Genomic DNA, 22,654 nt, shown 5'->3' with positions numbered 1-22,654 from the left:
GCATCTTCACTGTATTGTATTGACCGGGAAGATGGCGCCTGACCCTTTATCGGGTTCAGTGATGGTCCTTTACGCTTCCCGGCCGTCGCCTTGGGGCGACAGAAATCCAGGTTTGTCGGCGCCCCTCGATTCCTGCGGGTGGTGGTATTGGGCTGTTTATTATTGGGAAGCCGTAATGATTGGCATAAAAAGCATTGCGAGCTACGTTCCTGTAGCCGGCGTGGACAATTACGCACAAGGTGCAAAATTCGAGAAGGATGAAGAATTCATCCTGGGCAAGATCGGTTCGGCTTTCCTGCCGCGCAAGGGCGTTGATCAGGAAACTTCCGATCTGTGCGTTGAAGCGGCCAATGCGCTGTTTGCCAGCAACCCTGATCTGAAACGTGAATCCATCGATGCGTTGATCGTCGTCACCCAGAACGGTGACGAAGAAGGCCTGCCGCATACCGCGGCCATCGTGCAGGACAAACTCGGCCTGCCGACCAGCGTCGCCGCGTTCGATATTTCCCTGGGCTGTTCCGGTTACGTCTACGGCATCTATGCGATCAAGGGCTTCATGGAGGCCGCTGGCCTGAAGAACGGCCTGCTGATCACTGCCGACCCGTATTCGAAGATCGTCGACCCGGAAGACCGTAACACCACCATGTTGTTCGGCGATGCGGCCACCGCGACCTGGATGGGCGAAAACCCGACCTGGGCACTGGGCAAGGCCAAGTTCGGCACCGATGGTTCCGGCGCTCCACATTTGAAAGTCACCGACGGCGTGTTTTTCATGAACGGTCGCCAGGTGTTCAACTTCGCACTGCTCAAGGTGCCGGCACATTTGCATGAGTTGCTCGGTGAGTCGCAATTGAGCGCGGATGACATCGACGCGTTCTGCATTCACCAGGGCAGTGCGGCGATTGTCGATGCGGTCGCGCGGCGCTTCGAAGAATGCCCGCAGAAGTTCATCAAGGACATGGTCGAGACCGGTAACACGGTGTCGTCGAGCATTCCATTGCTGCTGGAAAAGCATATTCTCGATTCCGAATGGAAGCGCGTTGCGCTCAGCGGTTTCGGTGTGGGGCTGTCATGGGGTTCGGCGATCATCTATCGTCCTTGAGTGAAAGTTTTTTAATAAAAAGGCCGGTACAAAAAAGCGCTCAAGGGTTAACCTTGAGCGCTTTTTTGCTTGTAGGGAATGCGAGGTAGCATGAGCGAATGCTTTGAAGACAATGCTCAGGTTATCCAGCGGCGCTGGCCGTCGCTGTATGCGCGATTGAATACGGAAGATCGCCTGACCATCGATGTTGACCTGATCGAAGGACGAGACTCGACGTTGTGTGTGGGCGGCATCCAGCTCACCAGCCGCCATGATCGCCTGCGCGAGGCCCGTTTACAGGCTGCCAGTCTTGCGTTCGACAAGCCTCATCTGCACGTCTACGGCACCGGTTTTGGCGATTTGCCTTCGGTTTTGCTGGAGCGTGCCGGGCTTGAGAAACTCTATGTCCATATCCTCAACGGCGCGCTTTTCGCATTGGTGTTGCAGCTGATCGATCAGCGCCAGTGGCTGGGCGATCCGCGTGTGCAATTGCTGTATGCCGGCGATCTGTCGGACATCTGCACACCGTTCTTTGCATTGCCTGCCGAGATGCTGCTGGCGGATGACTTCAGTGCGAAGATTCGTGATCGCCTGGTCAGCGAAGTGCACTTGAGTTTCAACAATCGTGAGTTCGACCCGCAGTCTCCCGTCATTCAGCAGCGCTTGCAGGACACCCTTGAAGTGCTGCTGGCCGATGATGATGTGGCACAGCTGTTTGGCACGTGTTCCGAGCGTGAAATCTATGTGATCGCCACAGGGCCCAGCCTTGAAGGGAATTTCGAGCGTTTGGCAGCGGTGCGCAATCAAACGCCGCGACCGCTGTTCATCAGCGTAGATACCGCTTACCGGCCCCTTCGCGAGCACGGAATCAAGCCTGATCTGGTCGTGAGCATCGATCAGCGCATCAGCGTGCTGCACTTGCCGGGCGAGGGCTCCGAAGGCATTCCGCTGGTGTACTTGCCTTTGAGCGATCCACACATGCTGAAGGCCTGGAAAGGCAAGCGTTATGGCGGTTATTCCGCCAGCCCGATCTACGCTGCGTTGCGTGAGCAACAGCCGCGTGCGCAGCTCTACGTCAGTGGCAGCGTGATCCATCCTGCGGTCGATCTGGCGGTGAAGATGGGCGCGCAGCGCATCACGCTTTTCGGTGCGGATTTTTCCTTTCCGATGAACCGCACCCATACCGGTTGGAACGATGGTGACCTGGGGCCGCCAGTGAACCAGGCCAGGCACTGGGTGCACGATGGTCATGGGCAAAAGGTCAAGACGCAATTGAATTTCCGCAGTTACCTGTGCGAGCTCGAGCGTTACATTGCCAGGCATCCCGAGGTGCTTTTTTTCAATAGCAGTCGGGCTGGGGCAATGATTGCCGGTACGCAGTTCAACCAGGATTTCGTGCAATGAAGCCTCAAGTGAAAGGCATCGACGAGTACCGGCAGTGCGCAGGGCTTTTTCGCCTGGGACGTGATGTCGAAGCGGCGTTGAACATGGTTGATCTGTTCGATGAGGCGCAGCGGCTGTTTGCGCAGGCGCCCCGGGAGGTTCAGCAGGCCTGGGCCTTGATGCTCAGGCAGATGCTGGCCTGTCAGGAGCGCCAGGATTGGCTGGGGCTCGCCGACTTCATGGAATATGAGTTGATCGAGTTGCTCGAAAACCTGCCGGCTTGAGGGGGGGGGCGACAGCTTTGGCGCGGGCGTTTGTGGGCTGGACAGTTTTATGGCGTCATTTTTTCGCGGTTGAGGGGCGCTAAGCCCTTGTTTTCTCGGAGATGGCAGGGTGATGGCATTTTTTTTAAAAAAAGCCCTCAAGCAACCTGCCAACCCGACGATAACTATTACGAAGGTTCTCTAGGCCATACCCGGCGGTTGCCAGGGCCGGAAGCCGCAGTACCCAACCAACGAGGAATTCGTCATGGCTTTAACAGTAAACACCAACACCACGTCGTTGAACGTTCAGAAGAACCTGAACCGTGCTACCGACGCTCTGTCGACTTCGATGGCTCGTCTGTCTTCCGGCCTGAAAATCAACAGCGCCAAAGACGACGCCGCTGGCCTGCAGATCGCAACTCGCATGGCCGCACAGATTCGTGGTGGCAACCAGGCAGTGCAGAACGCCAACGACGGTATCTCCGTTGCCCAGACCGCTGAAGGCGCGCTGCAAGCTTCGACCGACATTCTGCAGCGTATGCGTGAACTGGCTGTTAAAGCACGTAACGGTACCAACAGCACTGCTGACCAGACCGCTACCAACTCTGAGTTCGCTCAGATGTCTGACGAAATCACTCGTATCTCTGCCTCTACCAACCTGAACGGCAAAAACCTGCTGGACGGTACGGCCGGTACCATGCAACTGCAAGTTGGCGCCAACACTGGTTCGGCCAACCGCATCGACCTGGTACTGAGCTCCAAGTTCGACGCCGTATCCCTGTCCGTAGGCAGCGGTACTGTTGTTCTGACCGGTGCGACTTCCGCTACCCTGTCTGCCAACATCGACAACGCGATCACCGCGATCGACGCCGCTCTGGCATCGATCAACGCCACCCGCGCAAACCTGGGTGCTTCGCAGAACCGTCTGACCAGCACCATCTCCAACCTGCAGAACATCGTGGAAAACACCACCGCTGCACAAGGCCGTGTACAAGACACCGACTTCGCCGCAGAAACCGCGAACCTGACCAAGCAGCAAACCCTGCAACAGGCTTCTACCTCGGTTCTGGCTCAAGCCAACCAACTGCCTTCCGCTGTACTGAAGCTGCTTCAGTAATTTCGGAATAAGTTTGAGCGGGGGAGTGTGCTGGTCACGCTCTCTCGCTTTTTACGTTAAGAGGTGATGGACATGGAGATGAGCGTAAAGCTTGGCGTGTCTTATCCGGCTCCCCAGCCAGCGAGCACCGTTTCGGATAAAGCGCCGGAAAAGCCTGAAGCCGCCAGCGTGACTCCAGCGGCGGATAAGAAACCGGATGCGGATGACGTCCACCTGAAGCAGGCGGTGCAGCAGATCGAAAAGTTTGTACAGTCGATCAAGCGCAATCTGGAGTTCTCGATAGACGAGCAATCCGGAAAGGTCGTCGTCAAAGTGATTGCAAGCGAAACGGGCGAAGTCGTACGACAGATCCCCTCCGCAGAGGCCCTCAAGCTGGCGGAAAGCCTGAGCAATGCGAGCCACGTATTGTTCGACGCCAAGGTCTGATAGCTGGCATGAATAATGTTTGTACGTTCTTGGGCGCAGGTATTGGTCAAAAGAGTGGCAGCAACCTGAAGGGAGACGAAAAATGGCAAGTCCAATTTTGCCGGGTACGGGCTTAGGCTCTGGCCTGGATATCGGTGCGATCGTCACTGCGCTGGTCAACGCCGACAAATCGGCGAAACAGACGCAGATCGATACTCAGACCAAAACCAACACGCTGAAGATTTCCGGTGTCGGTTCCCTGAAAAGCGCACTGACGGCCTTTCAGACGGCGCTGACCAATCTCGGTAGCAAGACCAATCCTGCGTTTGCGGGCTATACCGCCACTTCGGGTACCCCGTCGATCCTGGGTGCAACTTCCGACAACACCGCCGTTGCCGGTACCTACAGCGTTGTTGTGAATAACCTGGCCACCAGCTCGAAAGTCGCCAGTGCTTCTTTTGCCGGCGGTGCCGCCAGTGCCATTCCGAGTGGTACTTTGAAAATCAGTCAGAATGGCACTGATTACGATGTCACGATTCCAGCCAATGCGACTTTGCAGAGCACCCGGGATGCCATCAACACTGCGCAGGCGAGTAATGGTATTTCTGCCAACATCGTGACCGACAGCAGCGGTGCGTCACGGCTGGTGATCAGTTCCAGCAAGACCGGCGCGGGTTCCGACCTTACGGTCAGCGGTATCGCCGGCCTTGATATCGACGGCACCCAACCGATGGGCGCTAACCCTTCGGCTACCAGTTCGGGGGCTGTCAACGGGGTTGCGGTGGATGCATCGCTGACCATCGATGGCCTGGCAGTGACCAGCAAGAGCAATACGGTGACCGGCGCAGTCAGCGGCCTGACCCTGAACCTGGCGTCCGTGAGCCCGGGTACGCCGCCGGCTGCTGCGACAATCACCGTCGCGACTAACACCACCGGTTTGCAGACGTCGATCCAGTCGTTCGTTGATTCCTACAACACCCTGATGAACACCATCAACTCCCTGTCCAAGGCGACAGCGGATGCCGATGGCAGCCTGACGGTTCAGGCGGCGTTTACCGGCGACTCGATGTCGCGCACGCTGATTTCCGATATCCGCGGTGTGCTGACGGCTCCCGGGGCGGGCGGTCCATTGGCCGTGCTGTCACAGATCGGCGTGTTGACGAACGAGAAAACCGGCAACCTGGCGTTCAACACCACGGCGTTCAACGAGAAGATGGCCATCAACGGCATGAGCGGCCAGATGCAGCAGTTGTTCAACGGTAGTAATGCTACCAACGGCCTGCTGGCGCGCATGGGTACCGCAATCAAGCCTTATGTGCAGACGGGCGGGTTGCTGGACCAGCGCAATACCAACCTGCAGAGCGTGAGCAAGAACCTTTCAACTCAGCAGACTGCGTTGGACTTTCGTGTCGCCAACATGACCAAGACGTTGACCGCCAAATACAACGCAATGGACCTTTTGGTCGGGCAAATGAAGGCGACGGCGACGAACATCACCTCGTTCTTCACTTCCTTGAACGCCCAGAAGTCCAACAGCTAGTCATGAGTTGACGAAAAAACCCGGCTACGCATTTTCGCGTGTGCCGGGTTTTTGTCTTTTGATCTAAAGTTTTCTGTCTTGCAGACGATACTCTGGCTATACGAGTCATTGTGGTAATGAGGTAGAACATGAATCCAATGTTAGCCCTTCGGCAGTATCAGAAAGTGGGGGCGCACGCCCAGACGTCCGAAGCAAGTCCGCATCGTTTGGTGCAGATGCTCATGGAAGGTGGCCTGGACCGGATCGCTCAGGCCAAAGGTGCCCTGGAGCGCAAGGACATTCCCGGCAAGTGTGTGTCGATCAGCAAGGCGATCGGCATCATCGGTGGCTTGCGTGAAGGCCTGGATCTTGAAAATTGCGCCGAAGCCGTGGGCGAACTCGACAGCCTTTACATCTACATGATGAAGCGCCTGGCCGAGGCGAACATCAGCAGCGACCCGAGGATTCTCGATGAGGTCGCGGGCTTGCTGCGCACGGTGAAAGAAGGCTGGGACGGCATTGCTGCGCCAGCTCCGCAGTTCTAGGGAGATCGCCATGAGTCTTGTATTGCAGCGAATAGAACAAACTCGCGAAGCGCTGGTCGGTGCTTTGGCCGAGCGCGACTGGGAGGCCATCGGTCAATTGGACCTGGATTGCCGTTCCTGCATGGAAGACGTCTTGAGCGAGGCTTCGCTGGACGAAGAAGTTCTGCGTAGCAATCTTGAGGAGTTGCTGTATGTCTACAAGCAGCTACTTGAGGTAGCGATGGGGGAGAGGCAGGTGATAGTCGATGAAATGTCTCAGATCCAGCAAGCGCGGAACGCGGCAAAGGTTTACCATCTGTTTGGTTAATTAACCCCAAGTTAATCCAGATATGTGCGCCATAAATTTGACTGTGCGCGGTTTTTTGACTTAACTAGTGGCTGGTTCCAGATTTCAGTCGTCTTCAGGCATAACATGTCTGCAAGCGTCTAGCTTGCCCCAGCATTTTGGGCATTGAGTTGACTAGGGAAGTTGCTATTGCATGTGGCGTGAAACCAAAATTCTGCTGATTGATGACGATAGCGTCCGCCGCCGCGACCTGGCGGTGATTTTGAATTTTCTCGGTGAAGAAAATTTACCCTGCGGTAGCCATGACTGGCAGCAGGCTGTCGGCTCTTTGTCGTCAAGTCGTGAAGTAATCTGTGTCCTCATCGGGACAGTCAATGCTCCTGGTTCACTTCTGGGCTTGTTAAAGACACTCTCGACATGGGATGAGTTCCTTCCGGTTTTGTTAATGGGCGATAATTCTTCCATTGACCTGCCGGAAGACCAGCGTCGGCGAGTGCTTTCGACTCTCGAAATGCCGCCCAGCTACAGCAAATTGCTCGATTCGCTGCACCGTGCCCAGGTCTATCGCGAGATGTACGACCAGGCCCGCGAGCGCGGTCGTCATCGCGAGCCTAATCTTTTCCGCAGTCTTGTCGGCACCAGCCGGGCGATCCAACACGTCCGCCAGATGATGCAGCAAGTCGCCGATACCGATGCCAGCGTGCTGATCCTCGGTGAGTCCGGCACCGGCAAGGAAGTGGTTGCGCGCAACCTGCATTACCATTCCAAGCGCCGCGAAGCGCCGTTCGTGCCGGTCAACTGCGGGGCGATCCCGGCCGAGTTGCTGGAAAGCGAACTGTTCGGTCATGAGAAGGGCGCCTTTACCGGGGCGATCACCAGTCGCGCCGGTCGATTCGAACTGGCCAACGGCGGCACCCTGTTCCTCGATGAAATCGGCGACATGCCGCTGCCGATGCAGGTCAAGCTGCTACGCGTGTTGCAGGAGCGCACCTTCGAGCGCGTGGGCAGCAACAAGACCCAGAGCGTCGACGTGCGCATCATTGCGGCGACCCACAAGAATCTCGAAAGCATGATCGAGATCGGCACCTTCCGCGAAGACCTGTACTACCGCTTGAATGTGTTCCCGATCGAGATGGCGCCGCTGCGTGAGCGCGTCGAAGACATTCCGCTGCTGATGAACGAGTTGATCTCGCGCATGGAGCACGAGAAGCGCGGTTCGATCCGGTTCAACTCGGCGGCGATCATGTCGCTGTGCCGGCATGGCTGGCCGGGCAACGTCCGCGAACTGGCCAACCTGGTGGAGCGCATGGCAATCATGCATCCATACGGCGTGATCGGCGTGGTCGAGTTGCCGAAGAAATTCCGCTACGTCGACGATGAAGACGAGCAAATTGTCGACAGCCTGCGCAGCGATCTGGAAGAGCGCGTGGCCATCAACGGTCATACGCCGGACTTCACGGCCAACGCCATGTTGCCGCCGGAGGGTCTGGACCTGAAGGACTACCTCGGTGGTCTGGAGCAAGGCTTGATTCAGCAGGCGCTGGATGACGCCAATGGCATTGTGGCGCGCGCGGCCGAGCGGTTGCGTATCCGTCGTACCACGCTGGTGGAAAAGATGCGCAAGTACGGCATGAGCCGGCGTGATGGAGACGAACAGGCGGATGATTGACGCCTGTTTTTCAAGTCATTCATTTATAAGAAGTTTTTTTTAGGCACGGGTATTGCTACGTCCCTCGCAACGTTCCGTTTCACTGACGGTCAGCCAAGCGAGAGAGCACAATGCCCCAAGCCGCCCAGATGTCTCCTGTCCCTGATGTTTCGCGGCAGCCGTCGTCCGTAGAGCAGGCGAGTCGGCAGGGCCTTGAGCAGGCATTCGCACTGTTCAATCAGATGTCCACTCAGTTGACTGATTCCTACAGCATGCTTGAAGCCCGGGTCACCGAGCTCAAGGGTGAACTGGCGGTGGTCAGTGCCCAGCGCATGCAGGAGCTGGCGGAAAAGGAACGCCTGGCCAACCGTCTGCAAAACCTCCTTGATCTGTTACCCGGCGGTGTCATCGTCATTGACGCCCAGGGCATCGTGCGCGAAGCCAATCCGGCGGCGAGCGAGCTGCTGGGCCTGCCGCTGGAAGGTGAATTGTGGCGCCACGTCATTGCCCGCTGTTTTGCGCCGCGCGAAGACGATGGTCATGAAGTCTCCCTCAAGGATGGTCGGCGTCTGTCGATCGCCACGCGCTCGCTGGACGCCGAGCCGGGCCAGTTGGTGCTGCTCAATGACCTGACCGAAACCCGCCATCTGCAGGATCAACTGGCCCGTCATGAGCGTCTGTCGTCGCTGGGGCGCATGGTCGCTTCGTTGGCTCATCAGATACGCACACCGTTGTCCGCCGCGCTGCTGTATGCCAGTCACTTGACCGAGCAAGAGCTGCCGGTCGCTACCCGGCAGCGCTTTGCCGGGCGTCTCAAGGAGCGCCTGCACGAACTGGAACACCAGGTGCGCGACATGTTGGTCTTCGCCCGTGGCGAGTTGCCGCTGACCGACCGCGTGACCCCCGGTCAACTGATGCAATCGTTGCAAGCGGCGGCGCTGACCCACGTGCAGGATCTGCCGATCCGCTGGCAGTGCGACAGTCACTCGGGGGAGTTGCTGTGCAATCGCGACACCCTGGTCGGTGCGATCCTCAATCTGATCGAGAACGCCATCCAGGCCAGTGCCGGTCAATTGCGCCTCAAGATTCACCTCTACACCCGCGGCAACAACCTGCGCCTGTGCGTCAGTGACAGTGGCAGCGGTATCGACGCCGCCGTTCTGGCGCGATTGGGCGAACCCTTTTTTACCACCAAGAGCACCGGTACAGGTCTTGGCCTGACCGTGGTCAAGGCCGTGGCGCGTGCTCATCGGGGCGAATTGCAGCTGCGCTCGCGGCTCGGTCGCGGCACCTGCGCGCAGGTCATCCTGCCGTTGTTCAGCAGCGCTCAAGGCGCGGAGTGACGCCGATGGGTATCAAGGTTCTGCTGGTCGAGGACGACCGCGCTTTGCGCGAGGCACTGGCTGATACGCTGCTGCTCGCGGGGCATGATTACAAGGCGGTGGGGTCGGCAGAGGAGGCGTTGCTTGCCGTCGGCGGCGAGGTCTTCAGCCTGGTGATCAGTGACGTCAATATGCCGGGCATGGACGGCCACCAGTTGCTTGGCATGCTGCGAGCGCGGCAGCCGCAGTTGCCGGTGTTGCTGATGACGGCTCACGGTGCGGTCGAGCGCGCGGTCGATGCGATGCGCCAGGGGGCGGCGGACTATCTGGTCAAGCCATTCGAGCCCAAGGCGTTGCTCGATCTGGTGGGGCGTCATGCCCTGGGCAGTCTCGGCCTGACCGAGGGCGAAGGGCCGGTAGCGTTCGAGCCGGCGAGCGCGCAGTTACTCGAGTTGGCGGCGCGGGTCGCACGCAGCGATTCCACGGTGTTGATCTCGGGCGAGTCGGGTACGGGCAAGGAAGTGCTGGCGCGTTATATTCATCAGCATTCTCATCGAGCCAATCAGCCGTTCATCGCGATCAACTGCGCAGCGATTCCGGACAACATGCTCGAAGCGACGTTGTTCGGTCACGAGAAGGGTTCCTTCACCGGCGCCATTGCCGCGCAAGCCGGCAAGTTCGAGCAGGCCGACGGCGGCACCATTTTGCTCGATGAAATTTCCGAAATGCCCCTGGGGCTCCAGGCCAAATTACTGCGTGTGCTGCAAGAGCGCGAGGTCGAAAGGGTTGGTGCGCGCAAACCGATCACGCTGGATATTCGCGTGGTCGCCACCACCAATCGCGACCTGGCGGGTGAAGTGGCGGCGGGGCGTTTCCGCGAGGACCTCTATTATCGCCTGTCGGTGTTTCCCCTGGCCTGGCGCCCGTTGCGCGAGCGTACCGCCGACATCCTGCCGCTGGCCGGGCGTCTGCTGGCCAGGCACGTCAATAAAATGAAGCATTCGCCTGCCAGGTTGTCGCCCGAAGCTCAGGCGTGCCTGATCGGTTATCCATGGCCGGGTAACGTTCGTGAGCTGGACAACGCGATTCAGCGTGCGCTGATTCTGCAGCAGGGTGGCTTGATCCAGCCGCAGGATTTCTGCCTCGCCGGGCCGGTGGCTTGCGCGCCACTGCGTGCGTTGGCGCAGGCGCCGGTACGCCCCGTGGAAGTCGAGTCCGAGTCGGTCGGTGCGCTGGGCGATGACCTGCGTCGCCGTGAATTCCAGATGATCATCGATACCTTGCGCGCCGAGCGCGGTCGTCGCAAAGAGGCGGCCGAGCGCCTGGGTATCAGCCCGCGAACCCTGCGCTACAAGCTGGCGCAGATGCGCGATGCCGGCATGGATGTGGAAGCGTATTTGTTCGCCACCTGATGCGTCATGCCGCAACGCAATCCCTGTAGGAGCTGGCTTGCCAGCGAATCGATGGTTGTAGTGACGCAGCCTTCGCTGGCAAGCCAGCTCCTACAGAGAATTGCGTGGAGTCCGGGAAGAGCTGGCACCCTTGTTGCTAACACCTCATTACCCGCCGAGTGAGTGTCAAAAAATTGCGGGTCGTCAAAGAGAGAGACCATGAGCCAAGGTATTGAATTCAATCGGTTGATGCTCGACATGCGCGCCATGCAAATGGATGCCATGTCTGCGCCGAAATCGACGGCCGTCCCTGAAGTGGCGGGCAGCAGCTTTTCCGACATGCTCGGCCAGGCCGTCAATAAAGTGAACGACACGCAACAGGCTTCCACTCAGTTGGCCAGCGCCTTCGAAATCGGCAAAAGCGGCGTCGACCTCACAGACGTGATGATTTCCTCGCAGAAGGCCAGTGTGTCATTCCAGGCATTGACCCAGGTGCGCAACAAGCTGGTTCAGGCTTACCAAGACATCATGCAGATGCCTGTTTAAAGGACGAGATTGAGTCATGGCAGAAGCAGTCGCCGATAACGTTCCGGCCAAGGCCACTCCAATAGACGGCAAGCCGCCGCTGTTCGGGTTGTCCTTCCTGGAAAACCTCTCCGAGATGACCATGTTGCGTCAGGTGGGCCTGTTGGTCGGCCTGGCGGCGAGCGTGGCGATTGGTTTTGCCGTGGTGTTGTGGTCCCAGCAACCGGACTACCGGCCTCTGTACGGCAGCCTTGCCGGCATGGACGCCAAGCAGGTCATGGAAACCCTGGCCTCCGCCGATATCCCGTACACCGTCGAACCCAATTCCGGTGCCTTGCTGGTCAAGGCCGATGACCTGTCCCGCGCGCGGCTCAAGCTTGCGGCCGCTGGTGTCACTCCCAGCGATGGCAATATCGGTTTTGAAATCCTCGACAAGGAGCAGGGACTGGGCACCAGCCAGTTCATGGAAGCGACCCGCTATCGTCGCGGCCTCGAAGGCGAACTGGCCCGGACCATTTCCAGCCTGAACAACGTCAAGGGTGCCCGCGTGCACCTGGCGATCCCGAAAAGTTCGGTGTTCGTACGCGACGAGCGCAAGCCGAGCGCTTCGGTTCTGGTTGAGCTCTATTCCGGTCGCTCCCTCGAACCCGGCCAGGTCGTGGCCATCATCAACCTGGTGGCGACCAGCGTTCCCGAACTCAGCAAGTCGCAGATCACCGTCGTCGACCAAAAGGGCACCCTGCTCTCGGATCAGGCGGAAAACTCCGAACTGACCATGGCCGGCAAGCAATTCGACTACAGCCGTCGCATGGAAAGCATGCTCACCCAGCGCGTGCACAATATCCTGCAGCCGGTGCTGGGCAACGACCGTTACAAGGCCGAAGTCTCGGCCGACGTGGATTTCAGTGCGGTCGAGTCGACTTCCGAGCAATTCAACCCGGATCAACCGGCGTTGCGCAGCGAGCAGTCGGTCAACGAGCAGCGTACCGCCAGCAACGGCCCGCAAGGTGTGCCGGGTGCCTTGAGCAACCAGCCGCCGTCGCCGGCCTCCGCTCCGCAAACCACCGGTGGTGCCACCGCGTCGGCCGGCATGGTGCAGCCAGGCCAGCCGCTGATCGACGCCAACGGCCAGCAAATCATGGACCCGGCCACCGGTCAGCCAATGCTCGCACCGTACCCGGCGGACAAGCGTTCACAATCGACCAGGAACTTCGAACTCGACCGTTCCATCAGCCACACCAAGCAGCAGCAGGGCCGATTGAATCGCCTGTCGGTGTCGGTGGTGGTCGATGATCAGGTCAAGATCAATCCGGCCAACGGCGAAACCACCCGTGCGCCCTGGAGCGCCGATGAATTGGCGCGCTTCACTCGCCTGGTGCAGGACGCGGTCGGCTTCGATGCCAGCCGTGGTGACAGCGTCAGCGTGATCAACATGCCGTTCTCCGCCGAGCGCGGTGAAGTGATTGCCGATATTGCGTTCTATTCCCAGCCGTGGTTCTGGGACATCGTCAAGCAAGTGCTGGGTGTGCTGTTCATTCTGGTGCTGGTGTTCGGTGTGCTGCGTCCGGTGCTCAACAACATCACCGGGGGCGGCAAGGGCAAGCAGCTGGCCGATATCGGCAGCGACGTCGAGTTGGGCGGCATGGGCGGTCTGGATGGCGAGTTGGCCAACGACCGTGTCAGCCTCGGCGGTCCGCAAAGCATCCTGCTGCCGAGCCCGAGCGAAGGCTATGACGCTCAGTTGAACGCAATCAAGAGTCTGGTGGCAGAAGATCCGGGTCGTGTGGCCCAGGTCGTGAAAGAGTGGATTAACGCAGATGAGTGATAACCGAGCCGTTGCCGCCAAACTGTCCAAGGTCGACAAGGCCGCAATCCTGTTGTTGTCCCTGGGCTCCACCGACGCTGCCCAGGTGCTGCGCCACATGGGCCCCAAAGAGGTTCAGCGCGTGGGCGTGGCCATGGCCCAGATGGGTAATGTGCACCGCGAGCAGGTCGAGCAGGTGATGAGCGAGTTCGTCGATATCGTCGGCGACCAGACCAGCCTGGGCGTCGGCTCCGACGACTATGTGCGCAAGATGCTCACCCAGGCCCTGGGCGAAGACAAGGCCAACGGCCTGATCGATCGCATCCTGCTCGGTGGCAACACCAGCGGCCTCGACAGCCTGAAGTGGATGGAGCCGCGCGCCGTCGCCGACGTGATCCGTTATGAGCACCCGCAGATCCAGGCAATCGTGGTGGCGTACCTCGATCCGGACCAGGCCGGTGAAGTGCTCGGCAACTTCGACCACAAGGTGCGACTGGACATCATTCTGCGGGTTTCCTCGCTGAACACCGTACAGCCAGCGGCCCTGAAGGAACTCAACCAGATTCTCGAGAAGCAGTTCTCCGGCAACTCGAACGCCTCGCGCACCACCCTGGGTGGCATCAAGCGCGCAGCGGACATCATGAACTTCCTCGACAGCTCCATTGAAGGCCAGCTCATGGACTCGATCCGCGAAGTCGACGAAGACCTGTCCGGCCAGATCGAAGACCTCATGTTCGTCTTCAACAACCTGGCCGATGTCGACGACCGCGGGATCCAGGCGCTGCTCCGCGAGGTGTCCTCCGACGTGCTGGTGCTGGCCCTCAAGGGGTCGGACGAAGGCGTCAAGGAGAAGATCTTCAAGAACATGTCCAAGCGTGCGGCCGAACTGTTGCGCGACGATCTGGAAGCCAAGGGCCCGGTGCGCGTCAGCGACGTGGAAACCGCGCAGAAGGAAATCCTCACCATCGCCCGCCGTATGGCCGAAGCCGGAGAAATCGTTCTCGGCGGCAAGGGCGGCGAGGAAATGATCTAACACCATGGTCAAGAATGATGATGCACCCACTGACCTGATCCGGGCCAGGGATGTCGGTGGCTTCGAGTCCTGGGCGCTGCCCAGTTTCGACCCGCCGGAACCCGAGCCGGAACCAACGCCGGAACCCGAACCGCCGGAAATGGAGGAAGTGCCGCTGGAGGAAGTCCAGCCGCTGACCCTCGAAGAGCTCGAAAGCATTCGCCAGGAAGCCTACAACGAAGGCTTTGCGGTGGGTGAGAAGGAAGGTTTCCACAGCACCACGCTCAAGGTCCGCCAGGAAGCCGAGGTGGTCCTGGCCGCCAAGATTGCAGCGCTGGAGCAATTGATGAGCCATCTGTTCGAGCCCATCGCCGAGCAGGACACCCAGATCGAAAAGTCCCTGGTCGACCTCGTGCAACACATCACCAGACAGGTGATCCAGCGCGAACTGGCCATCGACTCGACACAGATCGAACACGTGATGCGCGAGGCGCTCAAGCTGTTGCCGCTGGGCGTGGGCAATGTGCGGCTGTACATCAATCCGCAGGATTTCGAACAGGTCAAAGCCCTTCGCGAACGCCATGAAGAAACCTGGCGCATCGTCGAGGACGAGTCGTTGTTGCCCGGCGGTTGCCGGGTCGAGACAGAACACAGCCGCATCGACGCCACAGTCGAAACCCGTGTCGCGCAGGTGATGGACAAGCTGTTCGACCAGTTGCACGAACAGTCCTTGCACCCGGCCGCACCGGACTTGAGCCTGGAACTGCCGGTCGACAGCAAGCCCGCTGCCGCGCCAGAAGCGGATGTGCCTGATGCGCCTTGAGCGCACCAGCTTCGCCAGGCGCCTGGGCAGTTACGCCGAGGCGACTACGCTTGCCGGCGCGCCGATCCTTGAGGGCCGCTTGCTGCGCATGGTCGGCCTGACCCTCGAAGCCGAAGGTCTGCGCGCCGCCATGGGCAGTCGCTGCATGGTCATCAACGACGACAGCTATCACCCCGTGCAGGTCGAAGCCGAAGTGATGGGTTTCTCCGGCAGTAAAGTCTTTCTGATGCCGGTCGGCAGCGTCGCTGGCATCGCACCCGGTGCCCGCGTAGTTCCCTTGTCCGATACCGGGCGTTTGCCGATGGGCATGAGCATGCTCGGGCGGGTGCTGGATGGCGCCGGCCGTGCACTGGACGGCAAGGGCGGGATGAAGGCCGAAGACTGGGTGCCAATGGATGGCCCGACCATCAACCCGCTCAAGCGCGAACCGATCAGTGAACCGCTGGACGTGGGCATCCGTTGCATCAACGGCATGTTGACGGTCGGGCGCGGCCAGCGGCTGGGCCTGTTTGCCGGTACCGGTGTCGGTAAATCGGTGTTGCTGGGGATGATGACGCGCTTCACCGAGGCCGACATCATCGTCGTCGGGCTGATCGGTGAGCGAGGCCGTGAAGTTAAAGAGTTCATCGAGCACATCCTCGGTGAAGAGGGGCTCAAGCGTTCAGTGGTGGTGGCGTCCCCGGCGGACGATGCGCCGCTGATGCGTCTGCGCGCGGCGATGTATTGCACGCGCATCGCCGAGTATTTCCGCGACAAGGGCAAGAATGTCCTGTTGCTGATGGACTCCCTGACCCGTTTTGCCCAGGCCCAACGGGAAATCGCCCTGGCCATCGGCGAGCCGCCAGCGACCAAGGGCTATCCGCCGTCGGTATTCGCCAAGCTGCCGAAACTGGTGGAGCGGGCCGGTAATGCGGAGAAGGGCGGTGGTTCGATCACCGCGTTCTACACCGTGCTGTCCGAAGGCGATGACCAACAGGACCCGATTGCCGACTCGGCACGGGGCGTGCTCGACGGGCACATCGTGCTGTCCCGGCGCCTGGCCGAGGAAGGGCATTACCCGGCCATTGATATCGAGGCGTCCATCAGCCGGGTGATGCCGGCGGTGGTGTCGCCGGAACACATGGCCCGTGCGCAGTATTTCAAGCAGTTGTGGTCGCGTTATCAGCAGAGCCGCGACCTGATCAGCGTCGGTGCCTACGTCGCTGGCGGTGACCGCGAGACCGATCTGGCGATTTCCTTGCAGCCGCAATTGGTCAAATACCTGCGTCAGGGTCTCAACGACAGCATCAGCCTGGGTGAAAGCGAAGCGTATCTCGCCTCGATCTTCGCGCCCGCGGCGGGCGGTTAAGCGATCATGGCCCTGAGTCGGGCAGGAAGGCTGGCGCCGGTGGTGGAAATGGCCGAAAAGGCCGAGAAAACCGCGGTCCAGCGCCTGGGGCACTTTCAGGGGCAAGTGCGTTTGGCACAAAGCAAACTCGCCGACCTTGAAGCCTTCCGTCTCGACTATCAGGAACAATGGATCGTACGCGGCAGCGGCGGCGTCTCGGGCCAATGGCTGCTGGGCTATCAGGGCTTTCTCGCGCAATTGGGCACGGCCATCGACCAGCAGCGGCAAAGCCTGGCCTGGCATCAGAACAACCTGAACAAGGCTCGGGAAACCTGGCAGCAGGCGTTTGCCCGGGTCGAAGGTTTGCGCAAATTGGTCGAACGCTATGCCGATGAGGCGCGACGGCTGGAGGACAAGCGCGAGCAGAAGCTGCTGGATGAGTTGTCCCAGCGCTTGCCGCGTCAGGATCCGTATTAGAAGATCGCATCCTGCGGCAGCTCCTACAGGGGATTGCATTCTCATGTAGGAGCTGCCGCAGGCTGCGATCTTTTGATCTTGCTCCTATTCCCACCAAGTGCTAAACCTTCTACACGTACGTTCTCCAAAGACAAGGAAGCCATTGAATGCCAGTCGTTGCCGAAGTGTCCCCTGATGGGCAAAAGTTGACGATATCAGTCAAAGGACGATTCGATTTCGCCAAGCATCAGGAATTTCGTGAGTCCTACGAAGATAAACAGCTATCGGCGGTTGTGGTCGACCTGAAAGAGGCCACTTACCTCGACAGCTCTGCGTTGGGCATGCTGCTGTTGCTGCGCGATCACGCCGGCGGCGACGACTCCGATGTGCGCGTCGTCAACAGCAATACCGACGTGCGCAAAATCCTCGCCATCTCCAACTTCGACAAGCTGTTCGACATCAGTTGATTGCCATGCAGCCGCTGAAGATCCTGATTGCCGAGGACAGCGCCGCCGATCGCCTGTTGCTGTCGAGCATCCTGCGCCGCCTGGGGCACGACGTGCTGACTGCGGCCAACGGTGCCGAAGCGGTCGACACGTTTCGCCAGCAGCAACCACACCTGGTATTGATGGACGCGATGATGCCGGTGATGGACGGCTTCGAGGCGGCCCGGCAAATCAAGGCCCTGGCCGGGGAAACCCTGGTGCCGATCATCTTCCTCACCTCGTTGTCCGAAAGCGAAGCCCTGGCCCGTTGCCTGGAAGTCGGCGGTGACGACTTTCTGGCGAAGCCGTACAACCAGGTGATTCTCGCCGCCAAGATCAAGGCGATGGATCGCTTGCGGCGCTTGCAGGACACCGTGCTGCAACAGCGTGACCAGATTGCCCGGCACCACGACTACCTGCTCAACGAACAGCGCGTGGCCAAGGCCGTTTTCGACAAGGTGGCGCACTCCGGCTGCCTGAATGCCGCTGCGAATATCCGTTATCTGCAATCGCCCTATGCGCTGTTCAACGGCGATCTGTTGCTGGCCGCGTTCACCCCGGCCGGCGACATGCACGTGCTGCTGGGCGACTTTACCGGCCACGGTCTGCCGGCGGCGGTGGGCGCCATGCCCCTGGCCGAAGTCTTCTACGGAATGACCGCCAAGGGCTATGGCCTGGCGGAAACCCTGCGCGAGATGAATGCCAAGCTCAAGCGCATTCTGCCGGTGGACATGTTCTGCTGTGCCACGTTGCTGTGCCTGAGTTTTCAGCGTCGTTCAGTGGAGGTCTGGAACGGCGGCATGCCCGACGGTTATCTGCATTGCATTGCCAGTGGCGAGCGAACGCCTCTGCCGGCGCGGCACCTGCCTTTGGGGGTGCTGAGTCCGGAGTCCTTCGATGAGCGTACCGAGGTGTTTCCCATGGTGCTCGGGGATCGCGTGTTTCTCCTGTCTGATGGGGTGATCGACACCTGCGACGCCAATGATCAGTTGTTTGGCGTGCAGCGATTGCAGCAGGTGTTCGCCGCCAATCGCCAGCCGGATGTGCTGTTCGAAGAGATCGAGCATGCGCTGCGACAGTTTGGCGGTGAAGCGCGCGACGATGTCAGCATGGTCGAAATCAGCCTGCTGGAGCCGGCGCAGATCACGCCGCCGGCGTTGGTCTACTCCGACAGCGGCCAGTCGTGCCCGCTGGACTGGTCGGTGAGTTTCGAGTTTCGCGCCGCCACACTGAAGCGTTTCAACCCCTTGCCCTATCTGTTGCAATTGCTGCTTGAGGTGCATGGTCTGCGGGGCCAGAGCGGTGCGCTCTACAGTGTGCTGGCGGAACTCTATTCCAATGCGCTGGAGCATGGCGTGCTGGGGCTGGACTCGAGCCTCAAGCGCGATGCATCGGGTTTTGCGCGTTATTATCAGCAGCGTAATACCCGTCTGGACGAACTCCAGGAAGGCTATGTACGGTTGCATTTGCAGGTGACGCCAACAGACGACGGCGGTTGCCTGACCATTCACATCGAAGACAGCGGCAAGGGTTTCGATGTCGAGCGGGTGATGAAAAGACCTGTGGATGACATCCGCCTGTCGGGACGTGGAGTCAGTCTGATCCGCCAGTTGGGGCGTAATGCCCGCTGGACCGACGATGGTCGAAGTGCACGTGTGGAGTTTATCTGGAAGGCTGCGCAGTAATCCGCGCATTCTTGATCAAGGAGTGAGCAAATGAACGACAAAAACGACAAACATGTGGATCGCGGCGTGCTGAGTGCATTGCAGGAAGTGATGGAAGAGGGCTATGCGGATTTGCTGGATATCTTTCTTGCGGACTCCGAAGAGCGCATTAACGTCTTGCGAACGACTGACAGTACTGCACTGCTCGTTGCAACCGCCCATAGCTTCAAGGGCAGCAGCAGCAATATGGGTGCAGTCAGGCTGACCGAGCTCTGCCATCAACTTGAACAGCGGGCCAAAGATTTGCCATGTGCCGCCGTTCAGGAACTGGTCGGCGAAATCGACCGCGAATTCGCCGCTATCCGGCCTCTGTACGAAGCTGAACGACAGCGTTGCCCAGCGAAAATCTGAGCATGCGCTGCATTTTGTCTCCTTCGAGTGAAACTGGCTCGACCTTTGCACTTAACTCGTCCAACTGTACTTACGAGCCCCGTGCAGCGGAGACTGTTTCATGCCCGTTACCCCCAATATTCTGCTTCAGGCCTCCAGGCAGGCCAAGATTCAAGCGGCCTGCGCCAATCCTCCGGCGCTGACCGCTGAGCCTGGGGACAAGGCCGCAAGCTTCGCTCATGTCTATGCCAATCAGGCCCAGAACAAGCCCAATGCGTCGGCGGATGCCTCGGTCAAGCCGAGTCGCGAAAAAAGCTCCGATGTCGCAGGAGAAAAAGACGCTGGCGACGACAAGTCTGCCGCCGGGGAGCTGGTGGTTGCCGATGGCGGCAAATCCTTGCCTTCCGATACGCCGGTGCAGGCTGACGACAAGACCGCCGACAATGAGGCGTCAGATGTCGACCGTGCTCCGGTCGTCGATACCGCACCGCTCGATCCGGCGCTTGATCCCTCACTGCTGCAAGCCATACAGCCAGTAGCGCCTGCGTCGGCACCGACAACGCCTGCCGTGGCCGATGCGGCGCAGCCAGCGGCTGAAGCGCCGGTTGCGGCGGCGATCATGGCGACAAACGCTCCAGCGCCGACCGGCACTGACGGCGATTTCGATCCCGAGACCGATCCGCTCGACGCCTTGCCAGCGGTGCGCCTGGCAATGGAGCAGAGCGGTCACGTATCGGCTTCCAGCCAGGCGCAGCCCAAGACTGCACCGACACAGACTCAAGCCCAGGCTGACGGTGAGCTGACATCGGCGCAAAACTTTGCCGCCGGCATGGCGACCCTGCTGGATGTTCAGGCCGACAAGAACAGCACCGATCAAGGCGACGACAAGGCTTTCAGCGGGTTGCTCGATGACGGCCTGAAGGATCTCAAGTCCGCCAGCAGCGACACCCGTGTCGATGATTTCGCCAACCGTCTGGCCGCGCTGACCCAGGCGGCCACACCGAAGACCGCCAATGCCTTGCCGGTGAACCAGCCGATCGCCATGCATCAGAGCGGGTGGACCGAAGAGGTGGTGAACCGGGTCATGTACCTGTCCAGCGCTAATCTCAAGGCGGCGGACATCCAGTTGCAGCCCGCTGAACTCGGGCGTCTGGACATTCGGGTGAATATGGTTCCCGATCAACAGACCCAGGTTACGTTCATGAGTGCGCATCCGGGTGTCCGTGAGGCGCTGGATGGCCAGGTCCATCGCTTGCGCGATATGTTCGCGCAACAGGGCATGGGGCAGGTCGATGTCAACGTTTCGGACCAGTCCCGTGGTTCGCAGCAAGGGCAGGAACAGGCCCGGCAAAGCCAGAGCGGGCGGACCAATGCCAGCGGCGGTCGCCTCGATTCAATGGATGACGACGTGGCCCCGGGCGTCGCTGAAGTGGCTGCCAATACCACCCGCGTGATCGGCTCCAGTGTGGTCGATTACTACGCCTGATCAAAGCCATCACTCCAATCGTTCCCATGGCATGGGAACGAACCCTCTGTAGGAGCGAGCCTGCTCGCGATGGAGTTAAACGATGACGAGGGCCATCTGAATAAACGCGGCGCTCTCACGTCTTTCGCGAGCAGGCTCGCTCCTACATGGCATAACACTTGCTCTTGCCTTGCCGTGCGACTGTGAAAACCCGAATAGTGACGGATTATTGGCATGGCGAAGAGCGACGCAGCAGTAAAAGACCCCGCAACCAAAGGCAAACTCAAGCTGATTATCGTGATCGTGGTGGCCCTGCTGCTGGCGATCGGTGTGTCCGTGGGGGCGACCTGGTACTTCATGCACAGCGCTCAGAGCAAGCCTGCCGCCGTGGTGGAAACCGTTGCCATCGGCAAACAGCCAGCGATTTTCGAGTCGATGGCGCCGGCTTTCGTCGCCAACTTCAACCTGAACGGTCGCCAGCGCTACATGCAAGTGAGCATCACCATGCTCGCGCGCAACCAGGCAGACCTGGATGCGCTCAAGGTCCACATGCCGGTGATCCGCAATAACCTGGTCATGCTGTTTTCCGGGCAGGACTTCGCGACCCTCGCCTCGCCGGTCGGACAGGAAATGCTGCGGCAGAAAGCCACCGCCAGCGTCCAGGAAGTGGCGCAGAAAGAGCTCGGCAAAGTGGTGATCGAACAGTTGCTTTTCACTAATTTCGTACTGCAGTAGGAACACGACATGGCCGTGCAGGACCTGCTGTCCCAGGATGAGATCGACGCGCTGTTGCATGGCGTCGACGATGGTCTGGTACAGACCGAAAACGCTGCCGAACCCGGCACCGTCAAAAGCTATGACCTGACCAGCCAGGATCGCATCGTCCGTGGACGCATGCCGACCCTGGAAATGATCAACGAGCGTTTTGCCCGCTATACCCGCATCAGCATGTTCAACATGCTGCGTCGCTCGGCGGACGTGGCGGTCGGCGGCGTGCAGGTGATGAAGTTCGGCGAATACGTGCACTCGCTGTATGTGCCGACCAGTCTCAACCTGGTCAAGATCAAACCCCTGCGCGGCACCGCGCTGTTCATCCTCGACGCCAAGCTGGTGTTCAAGCTGGTGGACAACTTCTTCGGCGGTGACGGCCGGCACGCCAAGATCGAAGGGCGTGAATTCACCCCGACCGAACTGCGTGTGGTGCGCATGGTGCTGGAGCAGGCGTTCGTCGATTTGAAGGAAGCCTGGCAGGCGATCATGGAAGTCAACTTCGAGTACATCAACTCGGAAGTGAACCCGGCCATGGCCAACATCGTCGGCCCGAGCGAGGCCATTGTGGTGTCGACCTTCCACATCGAACTCGATGGCGGTGGCGGCGACCTGCACGTGACCATGCCGTACTCGATGATCGAGCCGGTGCGCGAAATGCTCGACGCCGGCTTCCAGTCGGACCTCGACGACCAGGACGAGCGCTGGGTCAACGCCCTGCGCCAGGACGTGCTGGACGTCGACGTGCCGATCGGTGCCACGGTGGCCCGTCGTCAGTTGCGCCTGCGCGACATCCTGCACATGCAACCGGGGGATGTGATCCCGGTCGAGATGCCGGAAGAAATGATCATGCGCGCCAACGGCGTGCCGGCCTTCAAGGTCAAGATGGGCTCGCACAAGGGCAACCTGGCGTTGCAAGTGATCGAGCCGATCGAGCGCCGTTGACCGGCGCTCGTACCCATTCGCGATTAACCG

Annotated in this window: 23 protein-coding genes; all 23 read left to right on the top strand. The window is 59.9% G+C overall.

What is annotated here, in order from left to right; all coding sequences use genetic code 11:
* The first annotated feature begins 175 nt into the window (after positions 1-175).
* The 23 genes from AC1DWG_RS22600 (at position 176) to fliM (ending at position 22,624) form a co-directional block, all read left to right on the top strand.
* Positions 176-1,102, top strand: a complete 927-nt coding sequence (locus tag AC1DWG_RS22600; RefSeq protein ID WP_477752404.1) for a ketoacyl-ACP synthase III — start codon at positions 176-178, stop codon at positions 1,100-1,102.
* Between the two features lie 90 nt (positions 1,103-1,192).
* Positions 1,193-2,485: a motility associated factor glycosyltransferase family protein gene (locus AC1DWG_RS22595; protein WP_477762524.1), complete on the top strand. Its 1,293-nt coding sequence runs from the start codon at positions 1,193-1,195 to the stop codon at positions 2,483-2,485.
* On the top strand, positions 2,482-2,748 hold the full coding sequence (locus tag AC1DWG_RS22590) for a hypothetical protein (RefSeq protein ID WP_477788377.1): 267 nt from the start codon (positions 2,482-2,484) through the stop codon (positions 2,746-2,748). Before AC1DWG_RS22595 ends, AC1DWG_RS22590 begins: the two co-directional genes overlap by 4 nt.
* A gap of 244 nt (positions 2,749-2,992) precedes the next feature.
* The gene (locus tag AC1DWG_RS22585) at positions 2,993-3,844 is read left to right on the top strand and encodes a flagellin domain-containing protein (protein ID WP_057715895.1); all 852 of its coding nucleotides are present in this window, start codon (positions 2,993-2,995) and stop codon (positions 3,842-3,844) included.
* A 72-nt stretch (positions 3,845-3,916) separates the two neighbouring features.
* The gene (locus AC1DWG_RS22580; protein WP_477752407.1) at positions 3,917-4,270 is read left to right on the top strand and encodes a flagellar protein FlaG; all 354 of its coding nucleotides are present in this window, start codon (positions 3,917-3,919) and stop codon (positions 4,268-4,270) included.
* Between the two features lie 82 nt (positions 4,271-4,352).
* Entirely contained in the window at positions 4,353-5,789 is a 1,437-nt protein-coding gene (gene fliD / locus AC1DWG_RS22575) for a flagellar filament capping protein FliD (RefSeq protein ID WP_477788376.1), read from the top strand.
* Between the two features lie 128 nt (positions 5,790-5,917).
* Positions 5,918-6,313: a flagellar export chaperone FliS gene (gene fliS, locus AC1DWG_RS22570; RefSeq protein ID WP_477752409.1), complete on the top strand. Its 396-nt coding sequence runs from the start codon at positions 5,918-5,920 to the stop codon at positions 6,311-6,313.
* A gap of 10 nt (positions 6,314-6,323) precedes the next feature.
* Positions 6,324-6,620: a flagellar protein FliT gene (fliT, locus tag AC1DWG_RS22565; protein WP_477788375.1), complete on the top strand. Its 297-nt coding sequence runs from the start codon at positions 6,324-6,326 to the stop codon at positions 6,618-6,620.
* A 172-nt stretch (positions 6,621-6,792) separates the two neighbouring features.
* Positions 6,793-8,268 carry a sigma-54 dependent transcriptional regulator gene (locus AC1DWG_RS22560; protein WP_477788374.1) on the top strand — a complete coding sequence of 492 codons (1,476 nt, stop codon included), beginning with the start codon at positions 6,793-6,795 and terminating at the stop codon, positions 8,266-8,268.
* 128 nt (positions 8,269-8,396) lie between these two features.
* Positions 8,397-9,590, top strand: a complete 1,194-nt coding sequence (locus AC1DWG_RS22555; RefSeq protein ID WP_477762610.1) for a sensor histidine kinase — start codon at positions 8,397-8,399, stop codon at positions 9,588-9,590.
* Between the two features lie 5 nt (positions 9,591-9,595).
* Positions 9,596-10,981, top strand: coding sequence for a sigma-54-dependent transcriptional regulator (locus AC1DWG_RS22550; RefSeq protein ID WP_477762521.1), 1,386 nt, complete (start codon positions 9,596-9,598; stop codon positions 10,979-10,981).
* Positions 10,982-11,179: 198 nt separating this feature from the next.
* The gene (gene fliE, locus AC1DWG_RS22545; RefSeq protein ID WP_008021337.1) at positions 11,180-11,506 is read left to right on the top strand and encodes a flagellar hook-basal body complex protein FliE; all 327 of its coding nucleotides are present in this window, start codon (positions 11,180-11,182) and stop codon (positions 11,504-11,506) included.
* 16 nt (positions 11,507-11,522) lie between these two features.
* Positions 11,523-13,310, top strand: coding sequence for a flagellar basal-body MS-ring/collar protein FliF (gene fliF / locus AC1DWG_RS22540; protein WP_477788373.1), 1,788 nt, complete (start codon positions 11,523-11,525; stop codon positions 13,308-13,310).
* Positions 13,303-14,322 carry a flagellar motor switch protein FliG gene (fliG, locus tag AC1DWG_RS22535; protein ID WP_007983391.1) on the top strand — a complete coding sequence of 340 codons (1,020 nt, stop codon included), beginning with the start codon at positions 13,303-13,305 and terminating at the stop codon, positions 14,320-14,322. The genes fliF and fliG overlap by 8 nt, the downstream gene beginning before the upstream one ends.
* A 4-nt stretch (positions 14,323-14,326) precedes the next feature.
* Positions 14,327-15,124: a flagellar assembly protein FliH gene (gene fliH / locus AC1DWG_RS22530; protein ID WP_477788372.1), complete on the top strand. Its 798-nt coding sequence runs from the start codon at positions 14,327-14,329 to the stop codon at positions 15,122-15,124.
* A complete protein-coding gene (gene fliI / locus AC1DWG_RS22525; protein ID WP_223461365.1) occupies positions 15,114-16,472 on the top strand; it encodes a flagellar protein export ATPase FliI in 1,359 nt (452 codons plus the stop codon). Before fliH ends, fliI begins: the two co-directional genes overlap by 11 nt.
* A gap of 6 nt (positions 16,473-16,478) precedes the next feature.
* Positions 16,479-16,928: a flagellar export protein FliJ gene (gene fliJ, locus AC1DWG_RS22520; protein WP_477762518.1), complete on the top strand. Its 450-nt coding sequence runs from the start codon at positions 16,479-16,481 to the stop codon at positions 16,926-16,928.
* A gap of 146 nt (positions 16,929-17,074) precedes the next feature.
* Positions 17,075-17,374: an STAS domain-containing protein gene (locus AC1DWG_RS22515; protein WP_477762517.1), complete on the top strand. Its 300-nt coding sequence runs from the start codon at positions 17,075-17,077 to the stop codon at positions 17,372-17,374.
* A gap of 5 nt (positions 17,375-17,379) precedes the next feature.
* Entirely contained in the window at positions 17,380-19,077 is a 1,698-nt protein-coding gene (locus AC1DWG_RS22510) for an ATP-binding SpoIIE family protein phosphatase (protein WP_477788371.1), read from the top strand.
* A gap of 30 nt (positions 19,078-19,107) precedes the next feature.
* On the top strand, positions 19,108-19,467 hold the full coding sequence (locus tag AC1DWG_RS22505) for an Hpt domain-containing protein (protein WP_477762515.1): 360 nt from the start codon (positions 19,108-19,110) through the stop codon (positions 19,465-19,467).
* A gap of 100 nt (positions 19,468-19,567) precedes the next feature.
* On the top strand, positions 19,568-20,932 hold the full coding sequence (locus AC1DWG_RS22500; RefSeq protein WP_477788370.1) for a flagellar hook-length control protein FliK: 1,365 nt from the start codon (positions 19,568-19,570) through the stop codon (positions 20,930-20,932).
* 213 nt (positions 20,933-21,145) lie between these two features.
* Positions 21,146-21,646, top strand: coding sequence for a flagellar basal body-associated protein FliL (fliL, locus tag AC1DWG_RS22495; RefSeq protein WP_477788369.1), 501 nt, complete (start codon positions 21,146-21,148; stop codon positions 21,644-21,646).
* 9 nt (positions 21,647-21,655) lie between these two features.
* Positions 21,656-22,624, top strand: a complete 969-nt coding sequence (gene fliM, locus AC1DWG_RS22490; RefSeq protein WP_057398369.1) for a flagellar motor switch protein FliM — start codon at positions 21,656-21,658, stop codon at positions 22,622-22,624.
* Positions 22,625-22,654: the final 30 nt, after the last annotated feature.

The organism is Pseudomonas sp. P4_B3, from assembly GCF_056402295.1.
Note: the sequence above shows the minus strand (reverse complement) of the source record. Positions and strands in the feature narration are given on the sequence as shown.